Source organism: Gordonia rubripertincta (genome assembly GCF_038024875.1).
In the GTDB taxonomy this organism is placed as follows: Bacteria; Actinomycetota; Actinomycetes; order Mycobacteriales; family Mycobacteriaceae; genus Gordonia; species Gordonia rubripertincta.
Genome location: NZ_CP136136.1, coordinates 4,396,999 through 4,422,120, shown reverse-complemented (window position 1 = coordinate 4,422,120; position 25,122 = coordinate 4,396,999). Strand labels below are relative to the sequence as shown.

The 25,122-nt window shown below is 68.3% G+C and carries 23 protein-coding genes and 2 pseudogenes; 16 read left to right on the top strand and 9 right to left on the bottom strand.

Annotated elements, in window-relative coordinates; genetic code table 11:
- Positions 1-2: 2 nt before the first annotated feature.
- The 3 genes from RVF83_RS20070 to RVF83_RS20060 all read left to right on the top strand — a co-directional run bounded on the left by RVF83_RS20070 (position 3) and on the right by RVF83_RS20060 (position 4,955).
- Positions 3-635, top strand: coding sequence for a TIGR03085 family metal-binding protein (locus RVF83_RS20070; RefSeq protein WP_039880274.1), 633 nt, complete (start codon positions 3-5; stop codon positions 633-635).
- A 98-nt stretch (positions 636-733) separates the two neighbouring features.
- Entirely contained in the window at positions 734-3,739 is a 3,006-nt protein-coding gene (locus tag RVF83_RS20065) for a DNA translocase FtsK (RefSeq protein WP_168432558.1), read from the top strand.
- A gap of 220 nt (positions 3,740-3,959) precedes the next feature.
- A complete protein-coding gene (locus tag RVF83_RS20060) occupies positions 3,960-4,955 on the top strand; it encodes a TerC family protein (protein ID WP_039880261.1) in 996 nt (331 codons plus the stop codon).
- Between the two features lie 9 nt (positions 4,956-4,964).
- Here the strand turns inward: RVF83_RS20060 and RVF83_RS20055 are convergent, their stop codons facing one another.
- Both RVF83_RS20055 and RVF83_RS20050 read right to left on the bottom strand, forming a co-directional pair.
- Positions 4,965-5,243 carry a YciI family protein gene (locus tag RVF83_RS20055; RefSeq protein WP_005197407.1) on the bottom strand — a complete coding sequence of 93 codons (279 nt, stop codon included), beginning with the start codon at positions 5,241-5,243 and terminating at the stop codon, positions 4,965-4,967.
- Between the two features lie 4 nt (positions 5,244-5,247).
- Positions 5,248-5,823 (bottom strand): amino-acid N-acetyltransferase, encoded by a 576-nt coding sequence (locus RVF83_RS20050; RefSeq protein ID WP_005197405.1) that lies wholly within the window; start codon positions 5,821-5,823, stop codon positions 5,248-5,250.
- Between the two features lie 170 nt (positions 5,824-5,993).
- On the opposite strand from RVF83_RS20050, the pseudogene pgsA reads away from it, so the two are divergent.
- The 7 genes and pseudogenes from pgsA (at position 5,994) to RVF83_RS20015 (ending at position 11,288) form a co-directional block, all read left to right on the top strand.
- Positions 5,994-6,705: pseudogene (gene pgsA, locus RVF83_RS20045) on the top strand (CDP-diacylglycerol--glycerol-3-phosphate 3-phosphatidyltransferase).
- An 88-nt stretch (positions 6,706-6,793) separates the two neighbouring features.
- Entirely contained in the window at positions 6,794-7,132 is a 339-nt protein-coding gene (locus RVF83_RS20040; protein ID WP_005197401.1) for a helix-turn-helix domain-containing protein, read from the top strand.
- Between the two features lie 110 nt (positions 7,133-7,242).
- Entirely contained in the window at positions 7,243-8,064 is an 822-nt protein-coding gene (pspA, locus tag RVF83_RS20035) for a phage shock protein PspA (RefSeq protein WP_005197400.1), read from the top strand.
- A 10-nt stretch (positions 8,065-8,074) separates the two neighbouring features.
- Positions 8,075-9,268 carry a glycosyltransferase gene (locus tag RVF83_RS20030; protein ID WP_005197397.1) on the top strand — a complete coding sequence of 398 codons (1,194 nt, stop codon included), beginning with the start codon at positions 8,075-8,077 and terminating at the stop codon, positions 9,266-9,268.
- On the top strand, positions 9,259-9,453 hold the full coding sequence (locus tag RVF83_RS20025; protein ID WP_005197392.1) for a DUF3046 domain-containing protein: 195 nt from the start codon (positions 9,259-9,261) through the stop codon (positions 9,451-9,453). Before RVF83_RS20030 ends, RVF83_RS20025 begins: the two co-directional genes overlap by 10 nt.
- A 231-nt stretch (positions 9,454-9,684) precedes the next feature.
- Positions 9,685-10,728 carry a recombinase RecA gene (gene recA, locus RVF83_RS20020; protein ID WP_005197385.1) on the top strand — a complete coding sequence of 348 codons (1,044 nt, stop codon included), beginning with the start codon at positions 9,685-9,687 and terminating at the stop codon, positions 10,726-10,728.
- 20 nt (positions 10,729-10,748) lie between these two features.
- The gene (locus RVF83_RS20015; RefSeq protein ID WP_005197383.1) at positions 10,749-11,288 is read left to right on the top strand and encodes a regulatory protein RecX; all 540 of its coding nucleotides are present in this window, start codon (positions 10,749-10,751) and stop codon (positions 11,286-11,288) included.
- 27 nt (positions 11,289-11,315) lie between these two features.
- Here RVF83_RS20015 and RVF83_RS20010 read toward each other — a convergent pair.
- From RVF83_RS20010 to RVF83_RS19995, 4 genes and pseudogenes are all read right to left on the bottom strand, one after another.
- Positions 11,316-12,195: pseudogene (locus RVF83_RS20010) on the bottom strand (ABC transporter permease subunit).
- Positions 12,192-12,869: an amino acid ABC transporter permease gene (locus RVF83_RS20005; protein ID WP_005197381.1), complete on the bottom strand. Its 678-nt coding sequence runs from the start codon at positions 12,867-12,869 to the stop codon at positions 12,192-12,194. Before RVF83_RS20005 ends, RVF83_RS20010 begins: the two are co-directional and overlap by 4 nt.
- Positions 12,870-12,881: 12 nt before the next feature.
- The gene (locus RVF83_RS20000; protein ID WP_005197380.1) at positions 12,882-13,913 is read right to left on the bottom strand and encodes a glutamate ABC transporter substrate-binding protein; all 1,032 of its coding nucleotides are present in this window, start codon (positions 13,911-13,913) and stop codon (positions 12,882-12,884) included.
- Between the two features lies 1 nt (position 13,914).
- Positions 13,915-14,643: an amino acid ABC transporter ATP-binding protein gene (locus tag RVF83_RS19995; RefSeq protein WP_174351882.1), complete on the bottom strand. Its 729-nt coding sequence runs from the start codon at positions 14,641-14,643 to the stop codon at positions 13,915-13,917.
- A 143-nt stretch (positions 14,644-14,786) separates the two neighbouring features.
- Here RVF83_RS19995 and miaB point away from each other — a divergent pair, with 143 nt between their 5' ends.
- Together miaB and RVF83_RS19985 are read left to right on the top strand one after the other, a co-directional pair.
- On the top strand, positions 14,787-16,331 hold the full coding sequence (miaB, locus tag RVF83_RS19990) for a tRNA (N6-isopentenyl adenosine(37)-C2)-methylthiotransferase MiaB (protein WP_005197374.1): 1,545 nt from the start codon (positions 14,787-14,789) through the stop codon (positions 16,329-16,331).
- 43 nt (positions 16,332-16,374) lie between these two features.
- Positions 16,375-16,992 (top strand): hypothetical protein, encoded by a 618-nt coding sequence (locus tag RVF83_RS19985; protein ID WP_005197373.1) that lies wholly within the window; start codon positions 16,375-16,377, stop codon positions 16,990-16,992.
- 45 nt (positions 16,993-17,037) lie between these two features.
- Here the strand turns inward: RVF83_RS19985 and RVF83_RS19980 are convergent, their stop codons facing one another.
- Positions 17,038-18,408: a DUF349 domain-containing protein gene (locus RVF83_RS19980; protein WP_005197371.1), complete on the bottom strand. Its 1,371-nt coding sequence runs from the start codon at positions 18,406-18,408 to the stop codon at positions 17,038-17,040.
- A 214-nt stretch (positions 18,409-18,622) separates the two neighbouring features.
- Between RVF83_RS19980 and RVF83_RS19975 the strand changes: the two genes are divergently transcribed.
- From RVF83_RS19975 to hflX, 4 genes are read left to right on the top strand one after another with little or no spacing between them, the layout of a single operon-like run.
- Entirely contained in the window at positions 18,623-19,357 is a 735-nt protein-coding gene (locus tag RVF83_RS19975; protein WP_005197370.1) for a hypothetical protein, read from the top strand.
- Positions 19,354-20,265, top strand: a complete 912-nt coding sequence (miaA, locus tag RVF83_RS19970) for a tRNA (adenosine(37)-N6)-dimethylallyltransferase MiaA (RefSeq protein WP_005197368.1) — start codon at positions 19,354-19,356, stop codon at positions 20,263-20,265. Before RVF83_RS19975 ends, miaA begins: the two co-directional genes overlap by 4 nt.
- A 22-nt stretch (positions 20,266-20,287) precedes the next feature.
- Entirely contained in the window at positions 20,288-21,190 is a 903-nt protein-coding gene (gene dapF, locus RVF83_RS19965) for a diaminopimelate epimerase (RefSeq protein ID WP_005197367.1), read from the top strand.
- Between the two features lie 51 nt (positions 21,191-21,241).
- On the top strand, positions 21,242-22,699 hold the full coding sequence (gene hflX / locus RVF83_RS19960; protein ID WP_005197366.1) for a GTPase HflX: 1,458 nt from the start codon (positions 21,242-21,244) through the stop codon (positions 22,697-22,699).
- Positions 22,700-22,705: 6 nt separating this feature from the next.
- Here the strand turns inward: hflX and RVF83_RS19955 are convergent, their stop codons facing one another.
- Positions 22,706-22,966, bottom strand: a complete 261-nt coding sequence (locus RVF83_RS19955; protein WP_005197364.1) for an HPr family phosphocarrier protein — start codon at positions 22,964-22,966, stop codon at positions 22,706-22,708.
- A 77-nt stretch (positions 22,967-23,043) separates the two neighbouring features.
- On the bottom strand, positions 23,044-25,113 hold the full coding sequence (locus tag RVF83_RS19950; RefSeq protein ID WP_005197363.1) for a PTS fructose transporter subunit IIABC: 2,070 nt from the start codon (positions 25,111-25,113) through the stop codon (positions 23,044-23,046).
- Positions 25,114-25,122: the final 9 nt, after the last annotated feature.

Sequence of the window (25,122 nt, the reverse complement as noted above, 5' to 3'; positions counted from 1 at the left end):
GGGTGACCGGTGCACAGGAGGAACGAGCGGCTCTCGTCGAGACCATGAAGAAGGTGGGCCCGGACGCGCCCACCCTCTGTGAGGGCTGGACCACCCGCGATCTGTTGGCTCATCTCGTCGTCCGCGAACGACGCCCCGACACCGGGCCCGGCATCGTGATCCCGGCCTTCGCCGGGTACACCGAGAAGGTGCGGGCCGGGGCCGCCCGGCGAGACTTCGACGAGTTGCTCGCCGAACTCGCCTCCGGACCGCCGATCTACTCGCCGTTCAAACTGGTCGACCGGTTCGCCAACCTCGCCGAGATGTTCGTCCACCACGAGGACGTGCTGCGCGGGGGAGCGGATCCGGAGGGTCGCTGGACGCCGCGCACGTTGTCGCCCGAACTCGAGGCCGAGCTGCGCGGTCCGGTCACCTCGATGGCGAAGATGACCCTGAAGAAGATCCCCGCACGCGTCACCCTGCGCACGACCACCGGCGAGGACCTCGTCACCGTCGGCTCCGGCAAGGACGTCGTCGTCACGGGATCGATCGGCGAACTCGTCCTCTTCGCGTTCGGACGCCGCCCCGTGGCGGTCACCTTCGACGGCGATCCGGACGCGATCGCCGCGGTTCGTGAGAGTTCTCACGGCCTGTAGGGCGTGTCGGCGATGCGGGCGGGTAACAACTTCGACACGTCGCCGTTATCAGTGTTGCCCGTGTGACTGAAGTGAACACTGCCGACTAGTCTGTCGGTATGGCTTCGAAGGCAAGCACGGGTACGCGCACGTCCGCGTCTGGGGCGAGGACATCCGGCACACGGTCGGGTGGCAAGAGCACCGGACGGTCCGCCGGGTCGGCTGCACGCTCGGGCGCGAGCCGGTCGGGCAAGGGGACCGCGAGCAAGTCGTCGACCCGAACCGGTTCCACGCGCTCCGGTACGGGCAAATCCGGGTCGTCGCGCGCGTCGAGCCGTTCCGCGAGCACCGGGTCCCGATCCCGGCAGTCCGCCACCGCGACGCCGCGCCGCCGGAACACCGCTGCCTCGGCCGAGCCGGTCGATCTGCACCGGCGTTCCGTGGCCGCCGCCGGCGCTTCTGCGGTGGGGAAGGGGATCGGCGCGGGCTGGTCGCTGTTCGCCCGCGGTGTCGGCAGCGCGGCTCGCGTGGGTTCCGGCGTCGGCCGTGGACCGCGCACCGAGTCGCGTCCGTTCGACGACGACTTCGACCTCGACGCCGTCGACGCGGACGACGACCACGACGACGACTTCGACGCCGATGGTGCGCCCGGTTCGCGGGGACAGGCCTCACGGGGGCAGGGTCACAGTCATCGCCGGGACGGCGTGGCGCTGGGCCTTCTCGCGCTGGGTCTGCTGTTCGCAGCCAGTGTCTGGTTCGGTGCCGCCGGACCCGTCGGCGCCTTCATCGAGGCGCTGATCCGCGCGATCGTCGGCTCTGCGGCGGTCATCGTGCCGGTGGCGCTCGTCGTGGTCGCGATCATGCTGATGCGACGTCCCCCGGCACCCGAGCGCCGTGGTCGCTACCTCGGCGGCGGTGCCCTGGTGGTGCTGCCGTTGCTGGGCATCATGCATCTCATCGCCGGTTCACCGCTGGATCTGCCGGGCCGTTCGTCGGCGGCGGGTTTCGTCGGTTTCGCCATCGGCACGCCGCTCACCACAGGCGTCACCGCCTGGGTGTCGGTGCCGATCCTGTTGCTGTGCATCGCTTTCGGAGTCCTGATCCTCAGTGGACGGACGGTACGTGAGGTCGTCGACGCTGCCGCCGGATACCTCGGACTGGGTGTTCCCGGCGCCGACGACGCGCCGTGGGAGAGCGACCTCGACTGGGATGAGGACGCCGAGAACTACGAGGATCCCGACTTCGGCGATCCCGCGGCGGACGCCGACGACGATGACGCCTTCGGCTCCCGCGCGAACCGTCGCTCGTACTCGCCGAACCCCTACGACAACTACCCGCCCGACGAGACCCCGTCGCGGCCGGTGAGCCGGTCGCGCCGCAAGCCGGCCAAGGTCGCCGAGGAGCCGATCGAGGAAGCGGTCACCGAGAACTTCGCCGACGCCTACACCGAACCGTTCGGCGACAATGCCGCCGACGACCAGACGACCGAGGTCATCGAACCGCCGGCCCGCCCGGCAGCTGCGCGGCGTACGACGCCGGCCGCGCGCCCGGCTCCGAAGCCGGCACCCGTCCCCGATCCGGAACCCGAGCTCGACGACGAGGCGTTCGCACCGTCGGAGCCGGCCGGCGAGGGCGACTACATCCTGCCGCCCCCGCACCTGCTGCTCGAGGGTGATCCGCCGAAGGCCGGCACCAGCGCCAACGACGAGATGATCGACCGGATGACCGGTGTCCTCGAGCAGTTCAAGATCGATGCGGCGGTCACCGGTTATACCCGCGGACCGACGGTCACCCGCTACGAGGTCGAGCTCGGGCCGGGCGTGAAGGTGGAGAAGATCACCGCGCTGCAGCGCAACATCGCCTACGCCGCGGCGACCGACAACGTCCGCCTGCTCGCGCCGATCCCCGGCAAGTCCGCGGTCGGTATCGAGGTGCCCAACGCCGACCGTGAGATGGTCCGTCTGGCCGACGTCCTCAGTGCGTCGTCGACCCGGAAGGACAAGCATCCGCTCGTCATCGGTCTCGGCAAGGACATCGAGGGCGACTTCGTGAGTGCGAACCTCGCGAAGATGCCGCACCTGCTCGTTGCCGGTTCGACCGGTTCGGGTAAGTCGAGCTTCGTCAACTCGATGCTGGTGTCGCTGCTCAGCCGTGCCACCCCCGACCAGGTCCGCATGATCCTCATCGACCCGAAGATGGTGGAGCTCACCCCGTACGAGGGCATCCCGCACCTGATCACCCCCATCATCACGCAGCCCAAGAAGGCTGCCGCCGCCCTTGCGTGGCTGGTGGAGGAGATGGAGCAGCGCTACCAGGACATGAAGGCCTCGCGGGTGCGTCACATCGACGACTTCAACGCGAAGGTGCGGTCCGGCGAGATCACCACCCCGTTGGGCAGCGAGCGGGTGTACAAGCCGTACCCGTACATCCTCGCCATCGTCGACGAGCTCGCCGACCTGATGATGACCGCACCGCGCGACGTCGAAGAGGCGATCGTGCGCATCACGCAGAAGGCGCGTGCCGCGGGCATCCACCTGGTGCTCGCGACGCAGCGCCCGTCGGTCGACGTCGTCACCGGTCTGATCAAGACCAACGTGCCCTCGCGCCTGGCGTTCGCCACGTCGTCGCTGACCGACTCGCGCGTCATCCTCGACCAGCCGGGTGCGGAGAAGCTCATCGGCATGGGTGACGGTCTGTTTCTGCCGATGGGCGCCAACAAGCCCATCCGCATGCAGGGCGCCTACATCTCCGACGAGGAGATCGCGGCGGTCGTCGACTTCACCAAGGAGCAGGCCGAACCCGAGTACACCGAGGGTGTCACCGCGGCGAAGGCCGGCGAGAAGAAGGACATCGACAGCGACATCGGCAACGACCTCGACGACCTGCTGCAGGCGATCGAACTTGTCGTCTCGAGCCAGTTCGGTTCGACGTCGATGCTCCAGCGGAAGTTGCGCGTCGGCTTCGCCAAGGCCGGTCGTCTCATGGACCTCATGGAGACGCGTGGGGTCGTCGGACCGAGCGAGGGCTCCAAGGCGCGCGAGGTGCTCGTGAAGCCCGAGGACCTCGCCGGGGTCATCGCCTCCATCACCGGCGGCGGCGGAGACGACGACTCAGCCGAGGACTGACGGGCCTCTGACCTGGGATCTCGGCGGCCGCCCACCGGCATCCGGTAAGGTGGCCGCCAGATCCATGAGGGGAGTATCCCCGACGCGGCGTCTCCGTCAGTACGGTGCCGATCCGCGGTGATGCCGATCATCACCGCCTCGGTGACCCGGAGCGTCGGCCTCCGATTCCGGTGGGAGAGACCTCTGGCTCGTCAGCTGAAGCTGCCTGCTGGAGGAAACTGTGGATGTATCTGTATCCGTGTGGCTGATCACCGTTGCGGTGATCCTCGGATTGTTCGTGTTCGACTTCTTCTCCCACGTACGCGTACCCCATGCGCCGTCACTGCGGGAATCGGCCGTCTGGTCGACGATCTACATCTCGATCGCCGTCGTCTTCGGCGTGTTCGTGTGGTGGAAGTGGGGCGGCACCTTCGGCGGGGAGTACTTCGCCGGCTACGTCACCGAGAAGGCGCTCTCGGTGGACAACCTCTTCGTGTTCGTCATCATCATGGCGCGCTTCGCCGTCCCACCGGAGTATCAGCAGAAGGTGTTGCTGCTCGGCATCGTGATGGCGCTGGGTATGCGCGGCATCTTCATCGCCGTCGGCGCGGCCGCGATCAACGCCTACAGCTGGGTGTTCTACCTCTTCGGCGCGTTCCTGATCTTCACCGCGGTCAAGCTGATCCGCGAGAGCGACGACCCCGTCGAACACGAGGTGGAGCGGGAGAGCCGGCTCGAACGGTTCGTCAAGCGATTCCTGCGCACCCATGACACCTACGACGGCGACAAGCTGTTCACCCGGGTCAACGGCAGGCGGCTCGCGACCCCGATGCTGATGGTGCTCATCGTCATCGGTTTCACGGACGTGTTGTTCGCCCTCGACTCCATCCCCGCGATCTACGGCCTGACCTCGGAGCCGTACCTGGTGTTCACCGCGAACGCGTTCGCGCTGATGGGTCTGCGTCAGCTCTACTTCCTGCTCGGCGGCCTGCTCGACCGACTCGTGTACCTCTCGGTCGGCCTGTCGATCATCCTCGCGTTCATCGGTACCAAGCTGGTGCTGCACGCCCTGCACGAGAACACGCTGCCGTTCGTGAACGGCGGCGAGCATGTGAGCGTCCCGGAGATCTCGACACCGGTGTCGTTGTCGGTGATCATCGGGGTCCTCGTGATCACGACCGTCGCGAGCCTGGTGAAGAGCAGGTCGGCGGCCGCGAAGAATCAGGCGCAGACCTGACGCGATCCGTCAGAACGGTCCGAAGACCTGGTTCCACTCGTCGATCCGCACGGCGTCGACGGCCTGGTGCGCCTGGAACGGGTCGTTGGCGAGGAAGGCCTCGGCGGCCTCGAGGTCGGCCGCGCTGATGATGATCAGCGCGCCCGACCCGTCCGGGTACGGGCCGGCAATGAGCACGTTGCCCGCCTTGTTCTCCTCGCCGAGCCACTCCCGGTGTAGCCGCCGGTGCTGGTCGCGGAGTGCGGCCTTGGCCGGACGGTAGGTGTACTGGACGGCGAAATAGGGCATCTGCTCACTCCTGCTCGATGGTGGCCAGCATCCTGGTGTTCCCCAGGGTGTTGGGTTTGACATAACTCAGGTCGAGGAACTCGGCGACGCCGGTGTCGTAGGAGCGGCACATCTCCTCGAACACCTCCCGCGTGACCGGGGTGCCCTGGATCTCGCTGAAGCCGTGCCGGGCGAAGAAGCTCGTCTCGAAGGTCAGCACGAACACGCGGGACAGTTCGAGTTCGCGGGCGATCTCCATCAGCCGGCCGACGATCTTGTGACCGATCCCGCGTCCGGAGAACGTGGGGTCGACCGCGACCGTGCGGACCTCGCCGAGATCGGCCCACAGCACGTGGAGCGCCCCGCAGCCGACGACCTGCCCGTCGAGTTCGCCGACCCAGAACTCCTGCACGGACTCGTAGAGGGTGACGAGGTTCTTCTCCAGGAGGATCCTGCCCGCGTACTTGTCGATCAGTTCCTTGATGCGCGGCACATCCGAGGTACGCGCGCGTCGCACCACGACATCGCCAGTAGTCGGTTCGGGCGCAACGGGATCCGCCGCAGATTCGGGTTCGGCGGGCTCCGGGGAGACGGGGGACATGGGAGATCACCTTAGTCCTCCTCCGGCGCGCGCGTCCTGGCGACATGGGGACGCGTGCCCCGCGCAAAGGCCCGGTTCACCTTCTGCACGGCGCGGGCCGATACCCTGTTGAGCGTGCGTATGAGAATTCCCGTGTATCGCGGAACACGTCCGCGCCCGGGGGTGTGCTCATGACCGATCGCATTCGGCGGGCCGTCGACGAAAAAGGTATCGCAAATGTGGGCCGCGGGCCGGACCACATCACCGATCCCGTCGACCCGGTCCCGGTGGTCAACATCGCGAACGCACTCACCGTCTTCCGGATCGTCCTGGTCCCGGTGTTCCTGGCTGCCCTGTTCATCGAGTCCGGTGAGTCCACGGTGTGGCGCACGGTCGCCACGGTCGTCTTCGCGGTCGCCGCTTTGACCGATCGGTACGACGGGCGCATCGCCCGCCGGCGGGGTCTGATCACCGACTTCGGCAAGATGGCCGACCCGATCGCCGACAAGGCCCTCATCGGTGGTGCGCTGGTCGGACTCTCGATCCTCGGCATCCTGCCGTGGTGGGTCACCGCGGTGATCATCGCGCGCGAATTGTGGGTCACGGCGCTGCGCTTCTGGGGTGCTGCGACACAAGGTGATCCCCGCCAGCCGCGGCGGGAAACTGAAGACCCTGCTGCAGGCGGTCGCCATCGGTCTGTACCTGGCGCCCCTCGGTGGGGGATGGCAGATCGCCGCCGGCATCCTGATGGGTCTCGCGGTGATCGTGACCATCTACACCGGGCTCGATTACACCTGGCAGGCGGTCAAGGTGCGCTCCGGCGGGTCCGCCACCGACACCCCCGATCCGGCCCCGGCGCCGCAGACGCGACGGGCCGTCGGAGGAACCGGCGCGGGCCGCTGAGTTCGACTACTGTCGGGGGAATCGCGGCCGGGGAACGATCCGGCCGCGTGAGGCGTTGGCTGAGGAGTGAACAGGGAGAGGAGACTCGATGGCGATGCTCTTACGTGAGGCGCTCGGCGACAGCCTTCGTCGGGTCCGCACGCAGCAAGGTCGGACCCTGCGTGAGGTGTCCACCGGTGCACGCGTGAGTCTCGGTTACCTCTCCGAGGTCGAGCGCGGTCAGAAGGAGGCCTCGAGCGAACTGCTCGCGGCGATCTGTGACGCACTCGATGTGGAGATCGCCGACCTCCTCCTCGACGTCGGACACGCGATGCGTCCCGCCGAGACCGTGGCCCCGGAGGTCGCCGAGGCCGGGCTCACCGCGACCAAGGTGGTCATCCCCGCACCTGCCGGACGCCGCGACGCGACAGCACTGGCCGCTGCCTGATCCCCAGATCGTCCGAATGACCATTCGGCGTGCTGTGGCCCAAACGGGAACGCGCAGCCACTAGATTGGTCTGCACAGTTCTCAAACCCTTGAATGGAGTGACGTAGAGCATGGCGAACCCGTTCGTGAAGTTGTGGCGCTACCTGACGGCACTCGGTAACGCGAAGATCGACGAACACGCCGACCCGAAGGTCCAGATCCAGCAGGCGATCGAAGATGCTCAGCGTCAGCATCAGGCGCTGTCGCAGCAGGCCGCCTCGGTCATCGGCAACCAGCGACAGCTCGAGATGAAGCTCAACCGGCAGCTCGAGGACATCGAACGCCTGCAGGCGAACACCCGCCAGGCACTGACGCTCGCCGATCAGGCCGCAGCCGCCGGGGACACCCAGAAGGCCACCGAGTACACGAACGCCGCCGAGGCCTTCGCGGCCCAGCTGGTGACCGCCGAGCAGAGCGTCGAAGACCTCAAATCACTGCACGACCAGTCGCTGCAGGCCGCCGACCAGGCCAAGAAGGCCGTCGAGCGGAACGCGATGATCCTCCAGCAGAAGCTCGCCGAGCGCTCCAAGCTGCTCAGCCAGCTCGAGCAGGCGAAGATGCAGGAGCAGGTCAGCGCATCGCTCAACCAGATGAGCGAGCTGTCGGTGCCCGGCAACACCCCGAGCCTCGACCAGGTACGCGACAAGATCGAGCGCCGCTACGCCAATGCCCTCGGTTCGGCCGAGCTGGCGAAGAACTCTGTCCAGGGCCGTATGCAGGAGGTCGAGCAGGCCGGCATCCAGATGGCCGGCCACTCGCGCCTCGAGCAGATCCGCGCCAGCATGCGCGGCGACGCCCTGCCGTCCGCCGGTGCCACCGCACCGCCGCTGCAGAAGGGCCAGCCGGCGACGCAGGCCACCCCGCCGACCACCGAGCCGCCCGCGCAGAACTGATCCCCGGCGCGTGCATGTCGCACTTGTCGCGGGTTCTGATGCAGGACATGCCTTTCCGGCCTTCGCCCTCGCCGAGCGGTTCGTCGCGGCGGGGCACCGGGCAACGGTCTACACCGGACTGAACTGGTCGGCGGCCGCGCGTCGCCGCGGTATGGACATCGCCGAACTCCCGGGCCTCGTGGCCACGGATGTCGACGACGACGCCGACGCCGGGGACAAGCTCAGTGCCCGTGCGGCGCGGATGGCGCAACTGCTGGCACCCGTGCTGTCCGAGGCCGGCGCCGATCTCGTCGTCTCCGACGTCATCACCGTGTGCGGGGGATGGGCGGCGCAGCTCAACGGCCTGCCGTGGATCGAGTTGTCGCCCCACCCGCTGTACCTGCCGTCGCGTGGGCTTCCGCCGATCGGGTCGGGTCTCGCTCCCGGAACCGAACTCCGCGGTCGCCTCCGGGATGCGCTGATGCGTGCTGCAACCGCGACCTCCATCCGCAAGGGCGAACGGCAGCGCGCCGCCGCACGGGTGTCGATCGGTCTACCTGCCGTCGATGACGGCCCGTCCGCGCGGTTCGTGGCCACTCTGCCCGGTCTCGAGGTGGCGCGCCCCGACTGGCCCGTCGACACCCACCTGGTCGGCCCCCTGCTGTGGGAGCCCACCGACGACGTCTTCGACCGCCCCGACGGTGACGAACCGCTGGTGGTGCTCGCACCGTCGACGGCCGAGACCGGCGCCGCGGACATGGTCGGTGGGGTGCTCGAGGCGTTGTCCGAACGGGTACTGGGCCGTCGCGTCCGTGTCGTGGTCTCCGGGCTGCACCGCCCGTCGGCCGACGACCTCGCCCGCTTCGGTGGGGACGCGCCCGCCCCGATCACCGCGGGACTGGGACGGCAGGACGAGGTGCTGGCCCACGCCCGGGTACTCATCTGCGGCTCCGGACACGGGATTCTCGCGAAGGCGATGACCGCCGGGGTGCCGGTGGTCGCGGTACCCGGTGGCGGCGATCAGTGGGAACTGGCCAACCGCCTCCAGCGTGCGGGTGCCGGCCGGTGGGTACGCCCGCTCACGGTCTCCGGCGTCGCCGAGGCCGTCCGCGCGGTCCTCGACGACCCCGGCCACACCCGGTGCGCCGAACGAATCGGAGCGAGTGGCGCCGACACCGTGGATCCCGTTGCGGTCGCCGAACGTAGGGTGGGGCTGTGCGCCTGACCGAGTTCAACGAACTGATGACCACCGAATTCGGTGTGACCCGGGCGGATTCGATCCTCGTCGACCACGTGCTCACCGAGTTCGCCGGCCGCACCGGTGCGCAGGCGATCGACGAGGGCGTCGACCCGCGCGACGTCTGGGTCGCCATCTGCCGCGACTTCGACGTGCCGCGTCCGCGGTGGTGACACACCCCGCGTGTCACACTTGCCATCGAACACCTGTTCGTTCATTCTGGTGACCAGACGGAACCGTACGGACCGCCGCCGCGTCTGAGATATCGGGATCGACGAGCAACATCACCGACGCCGGGAGCGCCGGAAGGACTTGTCGGACCCACGCGATACCTTGCAGACATGAACGCCCGGACCGCACCGACCACCCGCCGGAAATCCGGCTCACAACCGAGGAGAACTCCCATGGCACCTGCGCCTCAAGACCGTGAGAAGGCCCTCGATCTGGCTCTCGCGCAGATCGACAAGAACTTCGGTAAGGGCTCGGTGATGCGCCTGGGCGAGGAGACCCGCCAGCCGATCGAGATCATCCCGACCGGTTCGATCGCACTCGACGTCGCCCTCGGTATCGGTGGTCTGCCCCGCGGCCGCGTCGTCGAGATCTACGGTCCGGAGTCCTCGGGTAAGACGACGGTGGCGCTGCACGCCGTCGCCAACGCCCAGGCCCAGGGCGGTATCGCCGCGTTCATCGACGCCGAGCACGCGCTCGACCCCGACTACGCCGCCAAGCTCGGTGTCGACACCGACGCCCTGCTCGTGTCGCAGCCCGACACCGGTGAGCAGGCGCTCGAGATCGCCGACATGCTGATCCGGTCCGGCGCGCTCGACATCCTGGTCATCGACTCGGTGGCCGCACTCGTGCCCAAGGCCGAGATCGAGGGCGAGATGGGCGACAGCCACGTCGGTCTGCAGGCCCGCCTGATGAGCCAGGCGCTGCGGAAGATGACCTCCGCGCTGAGCCAGTCGAAGACCACCGCGATCTTCATCAACCAGCTGCGCGAGAAGATCGGCGTGATGTTCGGTTCCCCCGAGACCACCACGGGCGGTAAGGCTCTCAAGTTCTACTCGTCGGTGCGCCTGGACGTCCGCCGTATCGAGACCCTCAAGGACGGCACCGACGCGGTCGGCAACCGTACCCGCGTGAAGGTCGTCAAGAACAAGGTCGCGCCGCCGTTCAAGCAGGCCGAGTTCGACATCCTCTACGGCCAGGGCATCAGCAAGGAGGGCTCGCTGATCGACATGGGTGTCGCCGAGGGCTTCATCCGCAAGTCCGGCTCGTGGTTCACCTACGAGGGTGATCAGCTCGGCCAGGGCAAGGAGAACGCCCGCAAGTTCCTGCTCGAGAACGTCGACATCCGCGACGAGATCGAGAAGAAGATCAAAGAGAAGCTCGGTATCGGCGCCACTGTCGACGCCGACGACGTCGCCCCGGCACCGGTCGAATTCTGATCGGTCCCGCCTGATCCGATATGAACGAGGCATCAAGCCCCGAACGAACGGACCCCGACCGGACGCAGAAAAAGGGACCCAGCGCATGGGACTCCGCACTGCGGCTGCTCGGGGTCCGTGCGCGTTCACGGCACGAAATGCGGGAGCGGTTGACCCGCAAGGGATTCGACACCGACACCGTCGACGAGGTGATGGCGCGGCTCGACAAGCACCAGTTGCTCGACGACACCGACTTCGCCGCGGAATGGGTGCGTTCCCGTTCTCTGAACTCCGGTAAGGGACGCGTGGCGCTCCGTCACGAACTGCGCACCAAGGGGATTTCGGAGTCGATCATCGCCGAGACCCTCGCCGACATCGACCCCGACGACGAACGCGAGATCGCCGCCGGGCTCGTCGAGCGGAAACTGACGCCGGCGGTCGTCGAACGCGTCGTCGCCGATCGTGCCGAACGCGAGAAGACCCTGCGCCGCCTGGCCGGATTCCTTGTGCGGCGCGGCTATTCGCAGTCGCTGGCGTTCGACGTGGTGGGGGAGGCGCTCGGCGCGTTGGACGATGCCTGACGCCTCCCCGTCACGGGATCGCCCGGATCAGAGGAGGTTCTCCGACGCGGCCTGCTCGGTTTTCTCCGGGTCCACGGGTTCGGAGGCCCGACGCCCCTGACGCAGCCGCCGTTCGACGTAGGTCGCCAGGTTCGACAGCCCGAAGTTGATGAGGATCATGATGATCGCCACCACGATCAGCGCCGGGATGTAGTTGCCGTAGCGCGAGGCCGACAGCAGGCCGCTGCGCACGACCTCCGAGTAGCCGATGATGTAGCCCAGCGCGCTGTCCTTCAGTGCCACCACCATTTGCGAGATCAGTGCCGGCATCATCGCGGTGATCGCCTGGGGGAGCAGCACGATCCGCATCATCTGGCTCTTTCGCAGACCCAGCGCCATCGACGCCTCGGTCTGGCCCTTCGGCAGCGAGTTGATACCCGAGCGCAGGATCTCGGCCATCACCGACCCGTTGTAGAGCGTCAGGCCGGTGACGACGGCGGCGAACGCCAGCATCGACGACGGGAAGATCCCGTAGATGGCGAACAGGAACCAGGTGAACACCATCAGGATCAGCACCGGGATCGCGCGGAACACCTCGACGAACACGCCCGACACGGCACGCACCCCAGAGGTGATCCGACAACCGCCCGATGCCGAGCAGGGCACCGAGGATGAGCGAGAGCACGATCGAGACGGCCGCCGCCGCGAGGGTGCGCCACAGGCCGGGCAGGATGTATCCGGTCCAGGTGGACCAGGTGACGAACGGGCTCCACTTCTCGCCGGTGAACTGCTCGTTCGCGGCGAGCACGGCGATCACGTAGATCGCGATCGCCGCGAGGACCGCGATGAACAGGATCGCCGTCAGGCGGTTCCGGGTTCGTGCGCGTGGGCCGGGTGCGTCGTACAGGACAGTCGATTCGGCGCTCATCGTTTCACCGCCAGTCGCTTGGCGAGGTAGCCGAAGACGGCTCCCTCGGTGAGGGTGATGATCATGAAGCCCACGGCGATGACGCCGAAGATCACGAACAGCTGGTCGGAGAAGGTCTCGATCTCGGTCTTCATCAGGGCCGCGGCCTCCGCGACGCCGATGACCGAGGCAACCGTGGTGTTCTTCGTCAGCGCGATGAGCACGCTGCCCATCGGGCCGATGACCGACCGGATGGCCTGTGGCAACACGATGATCCCGAACACCTGGGTGAACGGCATGCCCAACGACCGGGCCGCTTCCGCCTGCCCGAGGGGCACCGTGTTGAAGCCCGAGCGGAGCGTCTCACAGACGAACGTCGACGTGTAGAGGACGAACGCGAGGACCGCGAGCCAAAAGTTGTTGGACTTGATCGTCGGCGCGAAGGTCAGCCCCAGGTTCTGGTACAGACCGATCGCACAGAACAGCACGACGAGCGTCAACGGGGTGTTGCGGACGACGTTCACGTAGACGCTCGCGAAGCCGCGCATCACCGGAACGGGGGAGACCCGCATCGCGGCGAGGATCGTGCCCCAGACCAGTGAGCCGATCGCCGAATAGAAGGTCAACTGGATGGTCACCCAGAAGGCAGGCCACAGCTGGGGGCCCATGCTCTCCCACAGAGAGGCGTCATTCATCGATTACTCCTCTCACTCGAGTCCGGGCGGGCACGGCGTGGACGGTGAGTCGAGGAACTCGAGGTCACCGGGGTCCGGCAGATAGGGGAACTTGGAGTCGGGACGGTCCGCGCGCGCGATGATCTCGTCCACGTACTCGTTGCCGAGAGCCTCGCGCAGGTCGGCGTTCCACGCTGACTCCGCACCCTTGACCGGCTTCAGCATGGCGTCGAGGGCCTTGTTGATCGCATCGACCGCGGCCGTGTCGTTGAGCGCGACACCGACGCCGTAGCGTTCGGTGGAGAACGGGCTGCCCGCCGTTTTCAGCGCGTCCTTGACACAGGCGTCTTTGAGATAGGTCATCTCGACGAGCTTGAACTCGTCCTTCCAGAAGTTGGCGTAGCCGGCCAGGATCGCCTCGTCGGTCGTCAGCGCGTCGACTTTGCCGCGACGGAGTGCCTCGACGCAGGCGGAGTAGGAGTCGTACTCCTGGAGCTGCACCGTCGGCAGCTGAGCCTTCACGTTCTGCGCCGACGTCGAGCCGGTCACCGAACAGAGCTTCTTGCCCTTGTCTAGGTCGGTGAGCTCGTCGATCGAGTTGTCGTCGGCACGCACCATCAGGCCCTGGTAGGTCTGCAGGTACGGTCCGCCGAACGAGACCTTCTTGGAACGGCTGGCGTTGATCGAGTAGGTGGCGGCGATCAGGTCGACCTCGCCGTTGTCGATCATCGCCTCGCGACGGGCCGACGGCGTCTCGCGCCAGGTGATCTCCGGGTGGTCGACCCCCAGGTCGTCGGCGATGGCGTTGACCACGTAGGTGGCCACCGACGCGTCGAAGCCGGTGACGTTACCGTCCGGCTCGTACAGGCCCAGGCCGGGCTGGTCGAACTTGACGCCGAGGACGACCGATCCCTCACGGATCGAGCTCAGCAGGTTGCGGGGTTCGGTGCTGCCGCAACCCGACAGGAGTCCGGCGAGCAGGGCGACGACGGCTACGACCAGTCCGGCGCTGCGCCATCGGGATACCTGCGGGTGCGCGTGGTGTGTTTCCTGACTCATCCGCATCTCAGTGCCCCAGGATCTTGCCGAGGAAGTCGCGTGCCCGGTCGGTCTTGGGGTCGGTGAAGAAGGTGTCGGGTTCGGCGTCCTCGATGATCGCGCCGTCGGCCATGAAGATCACCCGGTCGGCGGCCTTGCGGGCGAAGCCCATCTCGTGGGTGACCACGAGCATCGTCATGCCCTCCTTGGCCAGGGAGACCATGACGTCGAGGACCTCGTTGACCATCTCGGGGTCGAGTGCGGAGGTCGGCTCGTCGAACAGCATGACCTTCGGGTCCATGGCGAGGGAGCGGGCGATGGCGACGCGCTGCTGCTGGCCGCCGGACAGCTGGGCGGGGTATTTGTCCTTCTGGCTGGCGATGCCGACCCGCTCGAGCAGTTCCAGCGCGCGCTTGTTGGCGTCGGCCTTGGACTTCTTGCGCACCTTTGTCGGTGCGAGGGTGACGTTCTCGAGGATCGTCTTGTGGGAGAACAGATTGAAGGACTGGAACACCATGCCGACGTCGGCGCGCAGGCGGGCGAGGTCCTTGCCCTCGGCCGGCAGGAGCTGACCCTCGACACGGATCTCACCCTCGTCGATCGGTTCGAGGCGGTTGATGGTCCGGCAGAGGGTGGACTTGCCCGATCCGGACGGACCGAGGACCACGACCACCTGACCGGCGGGAACCTCGAAGTCGATGTCTTTGAGGACGTGCAGCGAACCGAAGTGCTTCTGCACCCCGCGCATCGCGATCATCGGCTGGGACCCGGGGTCCGCGGACTTGCTCGGCGAAACGGTCATTGAAGAACCCTAACCAAGTTCGTGCCGATCAGCGGTACCGGTTGCGCCGAGTCGGCGATTTGCGTCGGCACCGTACCCTGGTAGGAGTGAGTATCGAGTTGTCGGATCGGCCTGACGAGGCTGCATCAGCCCAGTCAGCCCGCAGCTACCAGGTTCGCACCTACGGCTGCCAGATGAACGTTCACGACTCCGAACGCATCTCGGGCCTCCTCGAGGACGCGGGATATGTGCGTGCCGGTGAGAACGACGACGCCGATCTGGTCGTCTTCAACACCTGTGCCATCCGCGAGAACGCCGACAACAAGCTCTACGGCAACCTGTCGCACCTCGCGCCGGTGAAGTCCCAGCGCCCAGGCATGCAGATCGCCGTCGGCGGCTGCCTCGCGCAGAAGGACAAGGACACCGTCATCGCCAAGGCGCCGTGGGTCGACGTCGTCTTCGGCACCCACAACATCGGGTCGCTCCCGGCGCTGCTTGACCGCGCCCGCCACAACGAGGAGGCGCAGGTCGAGATCCTCGACTCCCTCGAGCGCTTCCCGTCGACGCTGCCCGCCAAGCGCGACTCGGCCTACTCCGGCTGGGTGTCGGTGTCGGTGGGCTGCAACAACACGTGCACCTTCTGCATCGTGCCGTCGCTGCGCGGCAAGGAGGTCGACCGCCGCCCCGGTGACGTGCTCGCCGAGGTCAAGGCGCTCGTCGACCAGGGCGTCGTCGAGGTGACGCTGCTCGGACAGAACGTCAACGCCTACGGCATGTCCTTCGCCGATCCCGACCAGCCGCGCAACCGCGGAGCCTTCGCCGAACTGCTGCGTGCCTGCGGTGACATCGAAGGGCTCGAACGGGTTCGGTTCACCTCACCGCATCCCGCCGAGTTCACCGACGACGTCATCGAGGCGATGGCCGAGACCCCCAACGTGTGCCCGCAGCTGCACATGCCGCTGCAGTCCGGCTCCGACCGCATCCTGAAGGCGATGCGACGCAGCTACCGTCAGACCAGGTTCCTCGGCATCCTCGACAAGGTCCGCGCGGCGATGCCGCATGCCGCGATCACCACCGACATCATCGTCGGGTTCCCGGGGGAGACCGAGGAGGACTTCCAGGCGACCCTCGACGTCGTGGAACACGCTCAGTTCTCCAGCGCCTTCACCTTCCAGTACTCGCCGCGCCCCGGAACCCCGGCCGCGACGATGCCCGACCAGGTGCCCGCCGACGTCGTCGGCGAGCGCTACCAGCGTCTCATCGCGCTGCAGGAACGAATCTGCCTGTCGGAGAACGAATCCCTGACCGGCACCGAGGTGGAGCTGCTCGTCGTCGCCGACGAGGGACGCAAGTCCGCCGAGACCCGGCGCATGACCGGTCGCGCGCGTGACGGGCGCCTCGTGCACTTCGCGCCCGGCGGCACCGCGGGCATCCGCCCCGGCGACGTGGTCCACACCGTGGTCACCGCCGCGGCGCCGCACCACCTGATCGCCGACGCCGGGGTGCTCTCGCACCGCCGTACGCGCGCCGGCGACGCCTACGAGCAGAGCCGCACGCCCACGACCGCCCCCGTCGGCGTCGGGCTCGGCCTTCCGACCATTGGTCCCCCCGTACCCACCCTTGCCTCGGCGTCTGCCGACGCCGGATGCGGTTCCTGCGGTTAGGGCGCGCGCCACACAGACCCCACTCGTGAGAAGAGGCGATCACATGTCCGAGAATCCGGACCGCACACCCGGCGCTTCCGAGAAGGACGCCTTCAAGGAGTACGAACAGGACCTGAGGAAGGCCGAGCGCAAGGTCGCCGGCGAAATCGACCCCGGTGCACGCGCGGTCGTCGTGGCCATCGCCGTCCTGCTGGCCATGGTGTCGCTGGTCCTGCCGCACACCGGCTCGGTGACCGGCCTCGAGGTGCTGTCCTTCGCGCCGGAGGCCGCGGCCGAACGGGTCACCATCGTGTCGAAGATCTTCGTCTATCTGGTCGCGATCTTCGGCATCGTGATCTCGATGCTCGCGCTGCTGACCCGCCGCTGGATTCTGGCGTGGATCGCGCTGTGCGGCTGCGCCATCGCCTGTGTGGCCGGCATGCTCGCCTGGTGGTCGCGCAACACCCCCGGCGTCGGTGGCGTGGAGCCCCCGTCGGGAGTGGGCATCGGTCTGGTGCTCGGCTGGGTCTCGGTCTTCGTCCTGACGTTCCACTGGTCACGCGTGGTGTGGGCGCGCTCGTCGTACCACCTGGCGATGGAGGCCGAGCGTCGCCGCCAGGCCGCCGAACAGGAAGCGTACGCCTCGGCGCTCTACCACAAGGACCCCGAACAGCCGACGTAGTCGGCGGCCCGGGGTCCTCGGGTGGTCGGTTTGGGGTGGGTTCGCTCAGCGGTCGGTGACGGCGCTGTGCGCGGCCTCGGCCCATTCGCGCCACTGCGCGGCCTGTTCGCGCAGCGACGCCGCCTCGCGGTCCTTGCCCTTCTCGGCGGCCTTGCGGGCCTGCTCCTCGAACTGCGCGGCGCGGTCGGCGAACTGGGCCGCTCGCGCCTGGGCCTCCGGGTCGGTGCGTTGCCACTGCGCGTCCTCGGCATCGCGGATGCGCTTCTCGATGGCCCGTGCGCGTGCTTCCAGCGAATGCATCTGGTCGCGTGGGACCTTGCCGATCTCGTCCCACTTGTCGCGGAACGACCGGAACTCGCGACGCGCCGCGTCGAGGTCGGCGGCCGGGTCGATGGCCTTCTCGGCGGCCTCGAGCAGCGCGATCTTGGCGGTCGCGTTGGCCGCGAACTCGGCGTCACGTTCGGAGGTCGCGGCGTTGCGAGCGTTGAAGAAGACGTCCTGGGCTGCCTTGAACCGCTGCCACAGGGCCTCGTCGGTGTCGCGGGGCGCACGACCGGCGGCCTTCCACTCACCCAGCAGTTCGCGGAACCTGGCCGAGGTGGGACCCCAGTCGGTGGACGACGACAGTTCCTCGGCGCGGGCGATCAGCGCTTCCTTGCGTTCCTTCGCCCCGGCGCGCTCGCGGTCGAGTTCGGCGAAATGGGCGCCCCGGCGGCGGTTGAAGGCATCGCGGGCCTTCGCGTAGCGCTTCCACAGGGCGTCATCGGTCTTGCGATCGATGCCCTTGATGGTCTTCCACTCGTCGAGGATCTCGCGGAGTCGATCGCCGGCGCCCTTCCAGTTGGTGGCTTCGGCGCCGATCTGCTCGGCCTCGCCGGCAAGCGTCTCCTTGCGGGCGATGGCGGTGGCGCGGGTCTTCTCGCGCTCGGCGCGCAGCGACTCGGCGACCTCGTCGGCGGAGCCGACGATGGCCTCCAGGCGCTGCTGTAGCGCGGCGACATCGCCGATGACGTGGGCGTTCGGCAGGTCGTCGAGCAGGTGCTTGGCGGCGGCCTGGGCCTTGCGCGGGTCACCGGACCGTGCGCTGAGGCGTTCCTCGAGGATCTCGACCTCGGTGGCGAGGTCGTCGAAGCGGCGCGCGAAGTGGGCGAGACCCTCTTCGATGGTGCCGGCCTGCCACTGGCCGATCTCGCGTTCGCCGTCGGCGGTCTTGAGCCACACCACACCCGAGGAGTCGATGCGTCCGTAGCGGTGCGGATCGCCGGCACTGATGTGCGTGATGACGGGTTCGTGCGGTCCCGGACGCGGGCCCGGCTTGGGGCGCGGACCGGGTTTGGGGCCGGGCGTCGGCGTCGGGACCGGAGTGCTCGTCTGCGGCGCCTCGGTGGCCGTGGAGGGGTCGGTCGGGTGGGTCATCTGCACATGTCCTGCCGCTCAGTGGTGCCGCGCGTCACGGCTGCCGGTCGCTGGGTCGGTTCTCGCGGGGCATCGTAACGTCCCGGCGACAGCCGACAGTACGGATCCATTCAAGCAGTTCAGGCGCGTGTATGTGGCGTGCGCGGCGACTTACCGGGATCCGTGTCGGGGTTCGGGCGTGGGGCACGATGTCTGGTTCGACTAGCGTCGTGGTGTGCTTGCGGCCGTCGTCTTCGTACCGAGTGCCCCGTTGCTGGTACCCGAATTGGCCGGTCCGTCGGCGTTCGACACCGAACCCGTGCGATCGGCGGTGCGGGATGCGCTCGCCGACGTGGCGTCGACCGGGATCGATCGCTGGGTCGTGGTCGGCGCCTCCGACGCCCCGGTGGAGGGTCCGGTGGAGGAGTCGGGGTCGGGCAGTTTCGCCCGGTTCGGGGTCGATGTCCGGGTGGTTGTGAGCGATCGGACCGGCCCCAGGATGAGCCTGTCCGCCCTGATCGGGGCCTGGCTGCGGCAGTGGGCGTCGCTGGGGCAGACGAGCACGTGGATCGTCGGCCGGGAGACCTCGCCCGCCGAGTGCGCGGCCATCGGTGCGGATCTCGCCGCGCGCCTGGGGGAGTCCGCGGAGCGGATCGGACTCCTCGTCGTCGGCGACGGCTCGACCGCGTTGACCCCCAAGGCCCCGGGCGGTGGCCGCCGGGACTCCGCGGTCGCCCTCAACGACTCGATCGTCGCGGCGATCGGCGCTGCCGACATCGCGGCGCTCCTGGACCTCGAAGCCGCTCCCTGCAACACCGAGGGTGTCGGCGGCCGGGTCGCGTGGCAGGTTGCCGCCGCCGCGGTGGAGAGTTGCGGCTCCGGCGTCGTCGCGAAGACGAGCTACGCCGACGCCCCGTTCGGGGTCGGCTACGTCGTCGCCACGTGGACCGTTTCCGGTGACCGGTCATGAGCGACCATCCGGAATTTCGACCGATCATGGTCGTCGGCCCGACTGCGTGCGGGAAATCCGACCTCGCCCTCGATCTCGCCGAGCGGCTCGGCGGGGAGATCGTCAACATCGACGCGATGCAGCAGTACCGCGGTATGGACATCGGGACCGCCAAGGTGCCGTTCGATGAACGCCGTGGCATCCCGCACCATCAGATCGACGTCCTCGACGTGACCGAGGTGGCGACCGTCGCCCGGTACCAGCAGGCCGCGACCGCCGACGTGGAGCGACTCCTCGACGCAGGCCGGATCCCGGTCATCGTCGGCGGCTCGATGATGTACATCCAGGGGTTGCTCGACAACTGGCAGTTCCCGGCGACCGATCCCGAGGTCCGCGGCCGGTACGAGGAGATGCTCGCCGAACGCGGCGTCGCCGAGATGCACCGGCTGCTGGCATCGGTCGATCCCGCCGCGGCCGCAACGATTCTCGACACCGACGGCCGGCGCATCGTCCGCGCGCTGGAGGTCGTCGAACTGACCGGGCAGCCGTTCGCGGCGTCCCAACCGACGATCGGTGAGCCCCGGTGGGGAACCGTGATCCTCGCGCTCGACCGGGAGACCGCCGAACTCGACGACCGGATCGCGCGTCGTACCCGCTTGATGTTCTCCACGGGGCTCGTCGACGAAGTCGAGGCACTGTGTGCGGTCGGACTGCGGGAGGGCCGCACGGCTTCGCAGGCGATCGGCTACAAGCAGGTGCTGGGCGCCCTCGACGGTGAATACGACATGGCCCGGGCCGAGGAACTCACCTTCATCGGCACCCGCCGGTACGTGCGCAGGCAGCGGTCGTGGTTTCGCCGCGATCACCGTGCCGTCTGGCTCGACGCCGCCGCCCCCGACCTCGCCGACCGTGCTCTGGCCGCTGTCTGAGGTCTGAGCGAGAAGTAGTCTGGTGCGCGTGAGTTCACCACAGACCGGTCTGCGCTTCGTCAAGGGTCACGGCACCCAGAACGATTTCGTCGTGCTCGCCGACCCGGCCGCCGAACTGTCGCTCGACGCCGAGATGGTCGCGGCTCTGTGCGACCGGCAGCGGGGCATCGGGGCCGACGGCCTGCTGCGCGTCGCGCGAGCGGGTGCGCTCGTCGAACGCGGTGTTCTCGACGCCCTGCCGGACGGTGTCGCGGCCGACGACTGGTTCATGGACTACCGCAACGGTGACGGCTCGATCGCCGAGATGTGCGGCAACGGCGTGCGCGTCTTCGCCCACTTCGTCCGCGCGACCGGACTCACCGACACGGACACCTTCACGGTGGGCTCGCGCGCCGGGGCCCGGCCGGTGATCATCCACTCCTTCGACGACGTGCATGCCGAGGTCACGGTGGAGATGGGCATCGCCCGCCTCGACGGCACCTCGGTCGTGCGCATCGGCGACGACATCTACCCGGGTGCGAAGGTCGACGTCGGGAACCCGCACCTGGCGTGTGTGGTGGCCGATCTCACCGCCGACGCCCTCGCGGCCGTCGACTTCACCGCGGGCGTGGTCATCGAGGCCGACGACTTCCCGAACGGAGCCAACGTCGAGCTGCTCACCCCGCCGGCCGAGGACGTCGACGGACGTCTGTACGCGCGGATGCGGGTCTTCGAACGCGGCGTCGGAGAGACCCGCAGCTGCGGAACAGGACTGGTCGCAGCCACGCGCGCCGCTCTCGACGCGCGCGGGCAGGACACCGGTGAGCTGCGCATCGGCATCCCGGGCGGCGAGGTCACGGTGACCATTCGGACCGACGGCTCGACCCTGCGCGGCCCGTCGATGCTGGTCGCCGACGGCGTCCTGCGACCCGGCTGGGACCGCTGAGCCGATAATCACGTGCTCGGCACGGGCGGGTCGTGAGACCATGGATCCCGTATGACCGAATCATCAGCACAGATCCTGTCCGACGCGGACCTCGACGATCGCTCCGGTGACCTCCACCGTGACGACGATCCGACCGTCGGCGAACTCCAACTCTCCGAGCGCGCGTCGCTGCAGCGCGTCGCCGGACTCTCCACCGAACTCACCGACGTCACCGAAGTCGAGTACCGGCAGCTCCGCCTCGAGAAGGTGGTCCTCGTCGGTGTCTGGACCGAGGGCAGCGCCGCCTCGGCCGAAGCGAACATGGCCGAGCTCGCCGCGCTGGCGGAGACCGCCGGTTCGCAGGTCCTCGACGCGCTGATCCAGCGCCGGTCCAAACCGGACTCCGCCACCTACATCGGTAGCGGCAAGGCCGAGGAACTCCGCGAGATCGTCCTGGCGACCGGGGCCGACACCGTCATCTGCGACGGTGAGCTCACACCCGCCCAGCTGACCGCGCTGGAGAAGGTCGTCAAGGTCAAGGTCATCGACCGGACCGCACTCATCCTCGACATCTTCGCCCAGCACGCCACGTCCCGCGAGGGCAAGGCGCAGGTCTCGCTGGCGCAGATGGAGTACATGCTCCCGCGTCTGCGTGGTTGGGGTGAGTCGATGTCCCGGCAGGCCGGTGGCCGGGCCGGAAGCAACGGCGGTGTGGGTCTGCGTGGTCCCGGTGAGACCAAGATCGAGACCGACCGCCGGCGCATCCGTGAGCGGATGGCCAAGTTGCGCCGCGAGATCCGCGACATGAAGAAGGCGCGCACCACCAAGCGTGCCGCCCGCAACCGTTCGGCGATCCCGTCGATCACCGTCGCCGGCTACACCAACGCCGGCAAGTCGAGTCTGGTCAACGCGATGACCGGCGCCGGTGTCCTGGTGCAGGACGCGCTGTTCGCGACCCTGGACCCGACGACCCGGCGGGCCACGCTCGACGACGGCCGGGCCGTGGTCTTCACCGACACCGTCGGTTTCGTGCGCCACCTGCCCACCCAGCTCGTCGAGGCGTTCCGGTCGACTCTGGAAGAGGTCGTCGACGCCGACCTGCTCCTGCACGTCGTAGACGGATCGGATCCCTTCCCGATGGAACAGATCTCGGCGGTGCGTCAGGTCATCAGCGAGATCGTCGCCGAGGAGAAGGCGGAGGCGCCGCCGGAACTGTTGGTGATCAACAAGATCGACGCGATCGACGGGAACCGGCTCACCGAACTGCGCGGTGCGGTCGGCGCCGACGCGGTGTTCGTCTCGGCACGCACCGGCGAGGGATTGCCCGAACTGTTCGACCGCGTCCGCGAGTTCGTGGGTCGCGAAGACGTCGAGCTCACCATCGAGGTGCCGTTCTCCCGCGGCGACATCGTCTCCCGCATCCACAGCGAGGGCGAGGTCCTCGCCTCCGAGCACACCGAGTCGGGTACGACGATGAAGGTCCGCGTCCCGGCCGCTTTCGCGGGCGAGATCGCGGACCTCACGGTCTAGATCCGGTCAGTCCGCGTCGAGATCGGTCTCGACGAGGGTGGCGATCTTGTCCAGGGCGGCCTGGTCCTCGGCGGTCACCACGACCTTGGTGCCCTTCTCGGCGCCGAGCGTCATGATCATCAGTGCGGAACCGGCGTCGACCGGGTCGCCGCCCTCGAGCGCGAGGGTCACGGTGCTGCCGGTGTCGGCGACGGCCTCGGCGATGATCGTGGCCGGGCGGGCGTGCAGGCCGACGGCCGATCCGACGGTGGCGGTGGTGCTGGGCATGGTGCCTCCTGTGTTGGTTGTTGCGCGTGTGTTGGTGGTTGTTCGTCGGGGTGTGGGTGTTCGGCGGGGTCCGGACTTCAGGCTGCCACGGCCTCGAGGTCGGCCGCCGCGATCTCGCGGGTCCGGCCGAACTGCTTCGCCGCGATCACCACGACCGCACTCAGGACGGTGCCGGCCAGCAGGGCCACGAGGAACAGCCCCCAGTTGTTCATGGCGAAGAAGACGAAGATGCCGCCGTGCGGGGCGCGGAGTTCGACACCGAATGCCATGATCAGCGCGCCGGACAGGGCGCCGCCGGCCATCATCGACGGGATGACGCGGAACGGGTCGGCCGCGGCGAACGGGATGGCGCCCTCGGAGATGAACGACGCGCCGAGAAGCCATGCGGCCTTGCCGTTCTCGCGTTCGGGTTCGGTGAACAGGCCGGGCCGGAGCACTGTGGCGAGCGCGAGGGCGAGCGGTGGGACCATGCCGGCGCACATGACCGCGGCCATGATCTGGAACTGTGCGGGGCCTGCGGTCGCGGCGTCGGCGATACCGGCGGTGGCGAACAGGTAGGCGGTCTTGTTGACCGGGCCGCCGAGGTCGAAGCACATCATCAGGCCGAGCACGATGCCCAGGACGACGGCCGATCCGCCGGACATGCTCTCGAGTCCGGAGTTCATCTGTTCGGTCAGCCAGGCGAGCGGCTTGCCGAGAACCAGGTAGAGCAGGCCGCCGACGATCAGGCTGCCGAACAACGGGATGATCACGACCGGCATCAGGCCCCGGGCCCACTGCGGAACCGGGAGTCGCGAGATCCACAGGCACGCGGCGCCGGCGATCAGGCCGCCGATGAGTGCGCCGATGAAGCTCGCACCGACGGCGAGGGACACGATGCCCGCGACGAAACCGGGTGCGATGCCGGGACGGTCGGCGATCGCGAAGGAGATGTATCCGGCGAGGACCGGGACGGCGAGCCCCATCACCCCCGATCCGATTGCGAAACTCACCGCGCCGAGGTACTGGAGGAGACCCCCGGAGGGGAGATCCCAGAGGCTGTTGTTCAGGGCGATGAAGGCGGCGTCGTTGAGGGAACCGCCGGCATCGAGGGTGCTGTTGGCGATCTCGTAGCCAGCGAGCAGGAAGCCCAGTGCGATGAGCAGACCGCCCGCCGCGACGAACGGGATCATGTAGCTGACACCGGTCATGAGTGCCTGCCGGGTGCGACCGGCCAGTCCGACACCCGACGACGATCCGGACGAGGCGGCGTCGGTGCCTCCGTCGTCGGTTACCCGCGGCGCATCCGGATTCTGCCCGGCGGCAACGGCTTCGGCGATCATCGTGTCGGGTTCGTTGATGGCGCGTTTGACGCCCGAGGCGATCACCGGCTTGCCGTGGAAGCGGCCCTTGCCCTTCACTCCGATGTCGGTCGCGAAGATGACGGCGTCCGCGGATGCGATGACGTCGGGATCGAACGGTGTGGTGGCCGAAGAGCCCTGCGTCTCCACCGCGAAGTCGACCCCGGCCCGTTCGGCGGCGTACTTGAGGGCGTCCGCGGCCATGTAGGTGTGTGCGATCCCGGTGGGGCAGGCGGTGATGGCGAGGATGCGCGGCCGCCTCTCGTCGGACTTCCCGGCGGTCGACTCGGCGCCGCCCGGGGTCTCGGTCGTCGCCGGAGCCGCCGGGGGAGTGGACACCGTCTTCTTGGCGTCGGGGTCGATGGCCTCGGTGACCAGTTCGATGACGCGGTCGTCGGTCTCGGCCTCGCGGAGGGCCGCCACGAAATCGGGGCGGACGAGCGAGCGCGCCAGCGAACTCAGCAGTTTCATGTGCGCGGCCGCACCGCCCTCGGGGGCGGCGATGAGGAAGACGAGATCGGCCGGACCGTCGGGTGCGCCGAAGTCGACCTTGCGGGACAGGCGCGCCATGGCGAGGCTCGCCGACGTCACCGACGCGGTGCGCGCATGCGGGATCGCGATGCCTCCGGGAAGCCCGGTGGCGGACTTGGCCTCTCGTTCGAGTGCCGCTCGGGCCAGGTCGGCCGGATCGGTGGTCCGTCCGGCCGCGGCCAGAGCATCGGCGAGGGTGGTGATGACGGCGGCGGGGTCGGCGCCGGCGTCGACGTCGAGACTCACCGTCTGTGCGGTGATGATCTGCTCGGTCATGGGTTGTCC

Bases quoted from the DNA above. Each gene is read 5' to 3' on its own strand.
- RVF83_RS20000 (WP_005197380.1), bottom strand. From the start codon at position 13,913: ATGCGGATGAGTCAGGAAACACACCACGCGCACCCGCAGGTATCCCGA.
- recA (WP_005197385.1), top strand. From the start codon at position 9,685: ATGGCACCTGCGCCTCAAGACCGTGAGAAGGCCCTCGATCTGGCTCTC.
- RVF83_RS20005 (WP_005197381.1), bottom strand. From the start codon at position 12,869: ATGAATGACGCCTCTCTGTGGGAGAGCATGGGCCCCCAGCTGTGGCCT.
- hflX (WP_005197366.1), top strand. From the start codon at position 21,242: ATGACCGAATCATCAGCACAGATCCTGTCCGACGCGGACCTCGACGAT.
- miaA (WP_005197368.1), top strand. From the start codon at position 19,354: ATGAGCGACCATCCGGAATTTCGACCGATCATGGTCGTCGGCCCGACT.
- RVF83_RS19950 (WP_005197363.1), bottom strand. From the start codon at position 25,113: ATGACCGAGCAGATCATCACCGCACAGACGGTGAGTCTCGACGTCGAC.
- RVF83_RS20055 (WP_005197407.1), bottom strand. From the start codon at position 5,243: ATGCCCTATTTCGCCGTCCAGTACACCTACCGTCCGGCCAAGGCCGCA.
- RVF83_RS20065 (WP_168432558.1), top strand. From the start codon at position 734: ATGGCTTCGAAGGCAAGCACGGGTACGCGCACGTCCGCGTCTGGGGCG.
- RVF83_RS20015 (WP_005197383.1), top strand. From the start codon at position 10,749: ATGAACGAGGCATCAAGCCCCGAACGAACGGACCCCGACCGGACGCAG.
- pspA (WP_005197400.1), top strand. From the start codon at position 7,243: ATGGCGAACCCGTTCGTGAAGTTGTGGCGCTACCTGACGGCACTCGGT.
- RVF83_RS20050 (WP_005197405.1), bottom strand. From the start codon at position 5,823: ATGTCCCCCGTCTCCCCGGAGCCCGCCGAACCCGAATCTGCGGCGGAT.
- RVF83_RS19985 (WP_005197373.1), top strand. From the start codon at position 16,375: ATGTCCGAGAATCCGGACCGCACACCCGGCGCTTCCGAGAAGGACGCC.
- RVF83_RS20040 (WP_005197401.1), top strand. From the start codon at position 6,794: ATGGCGATGCTCTTACGTGAGGCGCTCGGCGACAGCCTTCGTCGGGTC.
- RVF83_RS19995 (WP_174351882.1), bottom strand. From the start codon at position 14,643: ATGATCGCGATGCGCGGGGTGCAGAAGCACTTCGGTTCGCTGCACGTC.
- RVF83_RS19980 (WP_005197371.1), bottom strand. From the start codon at position 18,408: ATGACCCACCCGACCGACCCCTCCACGGCCACCGAGGCGCCGCAGACG.
- RVF83_RS19955 (WP_005197364.1), bottom strand. From the start codon at position 22,966: ATGCCCAGCACCACCGCCACCGTCGGATCGGCCGTCGGCCTGCACGCC.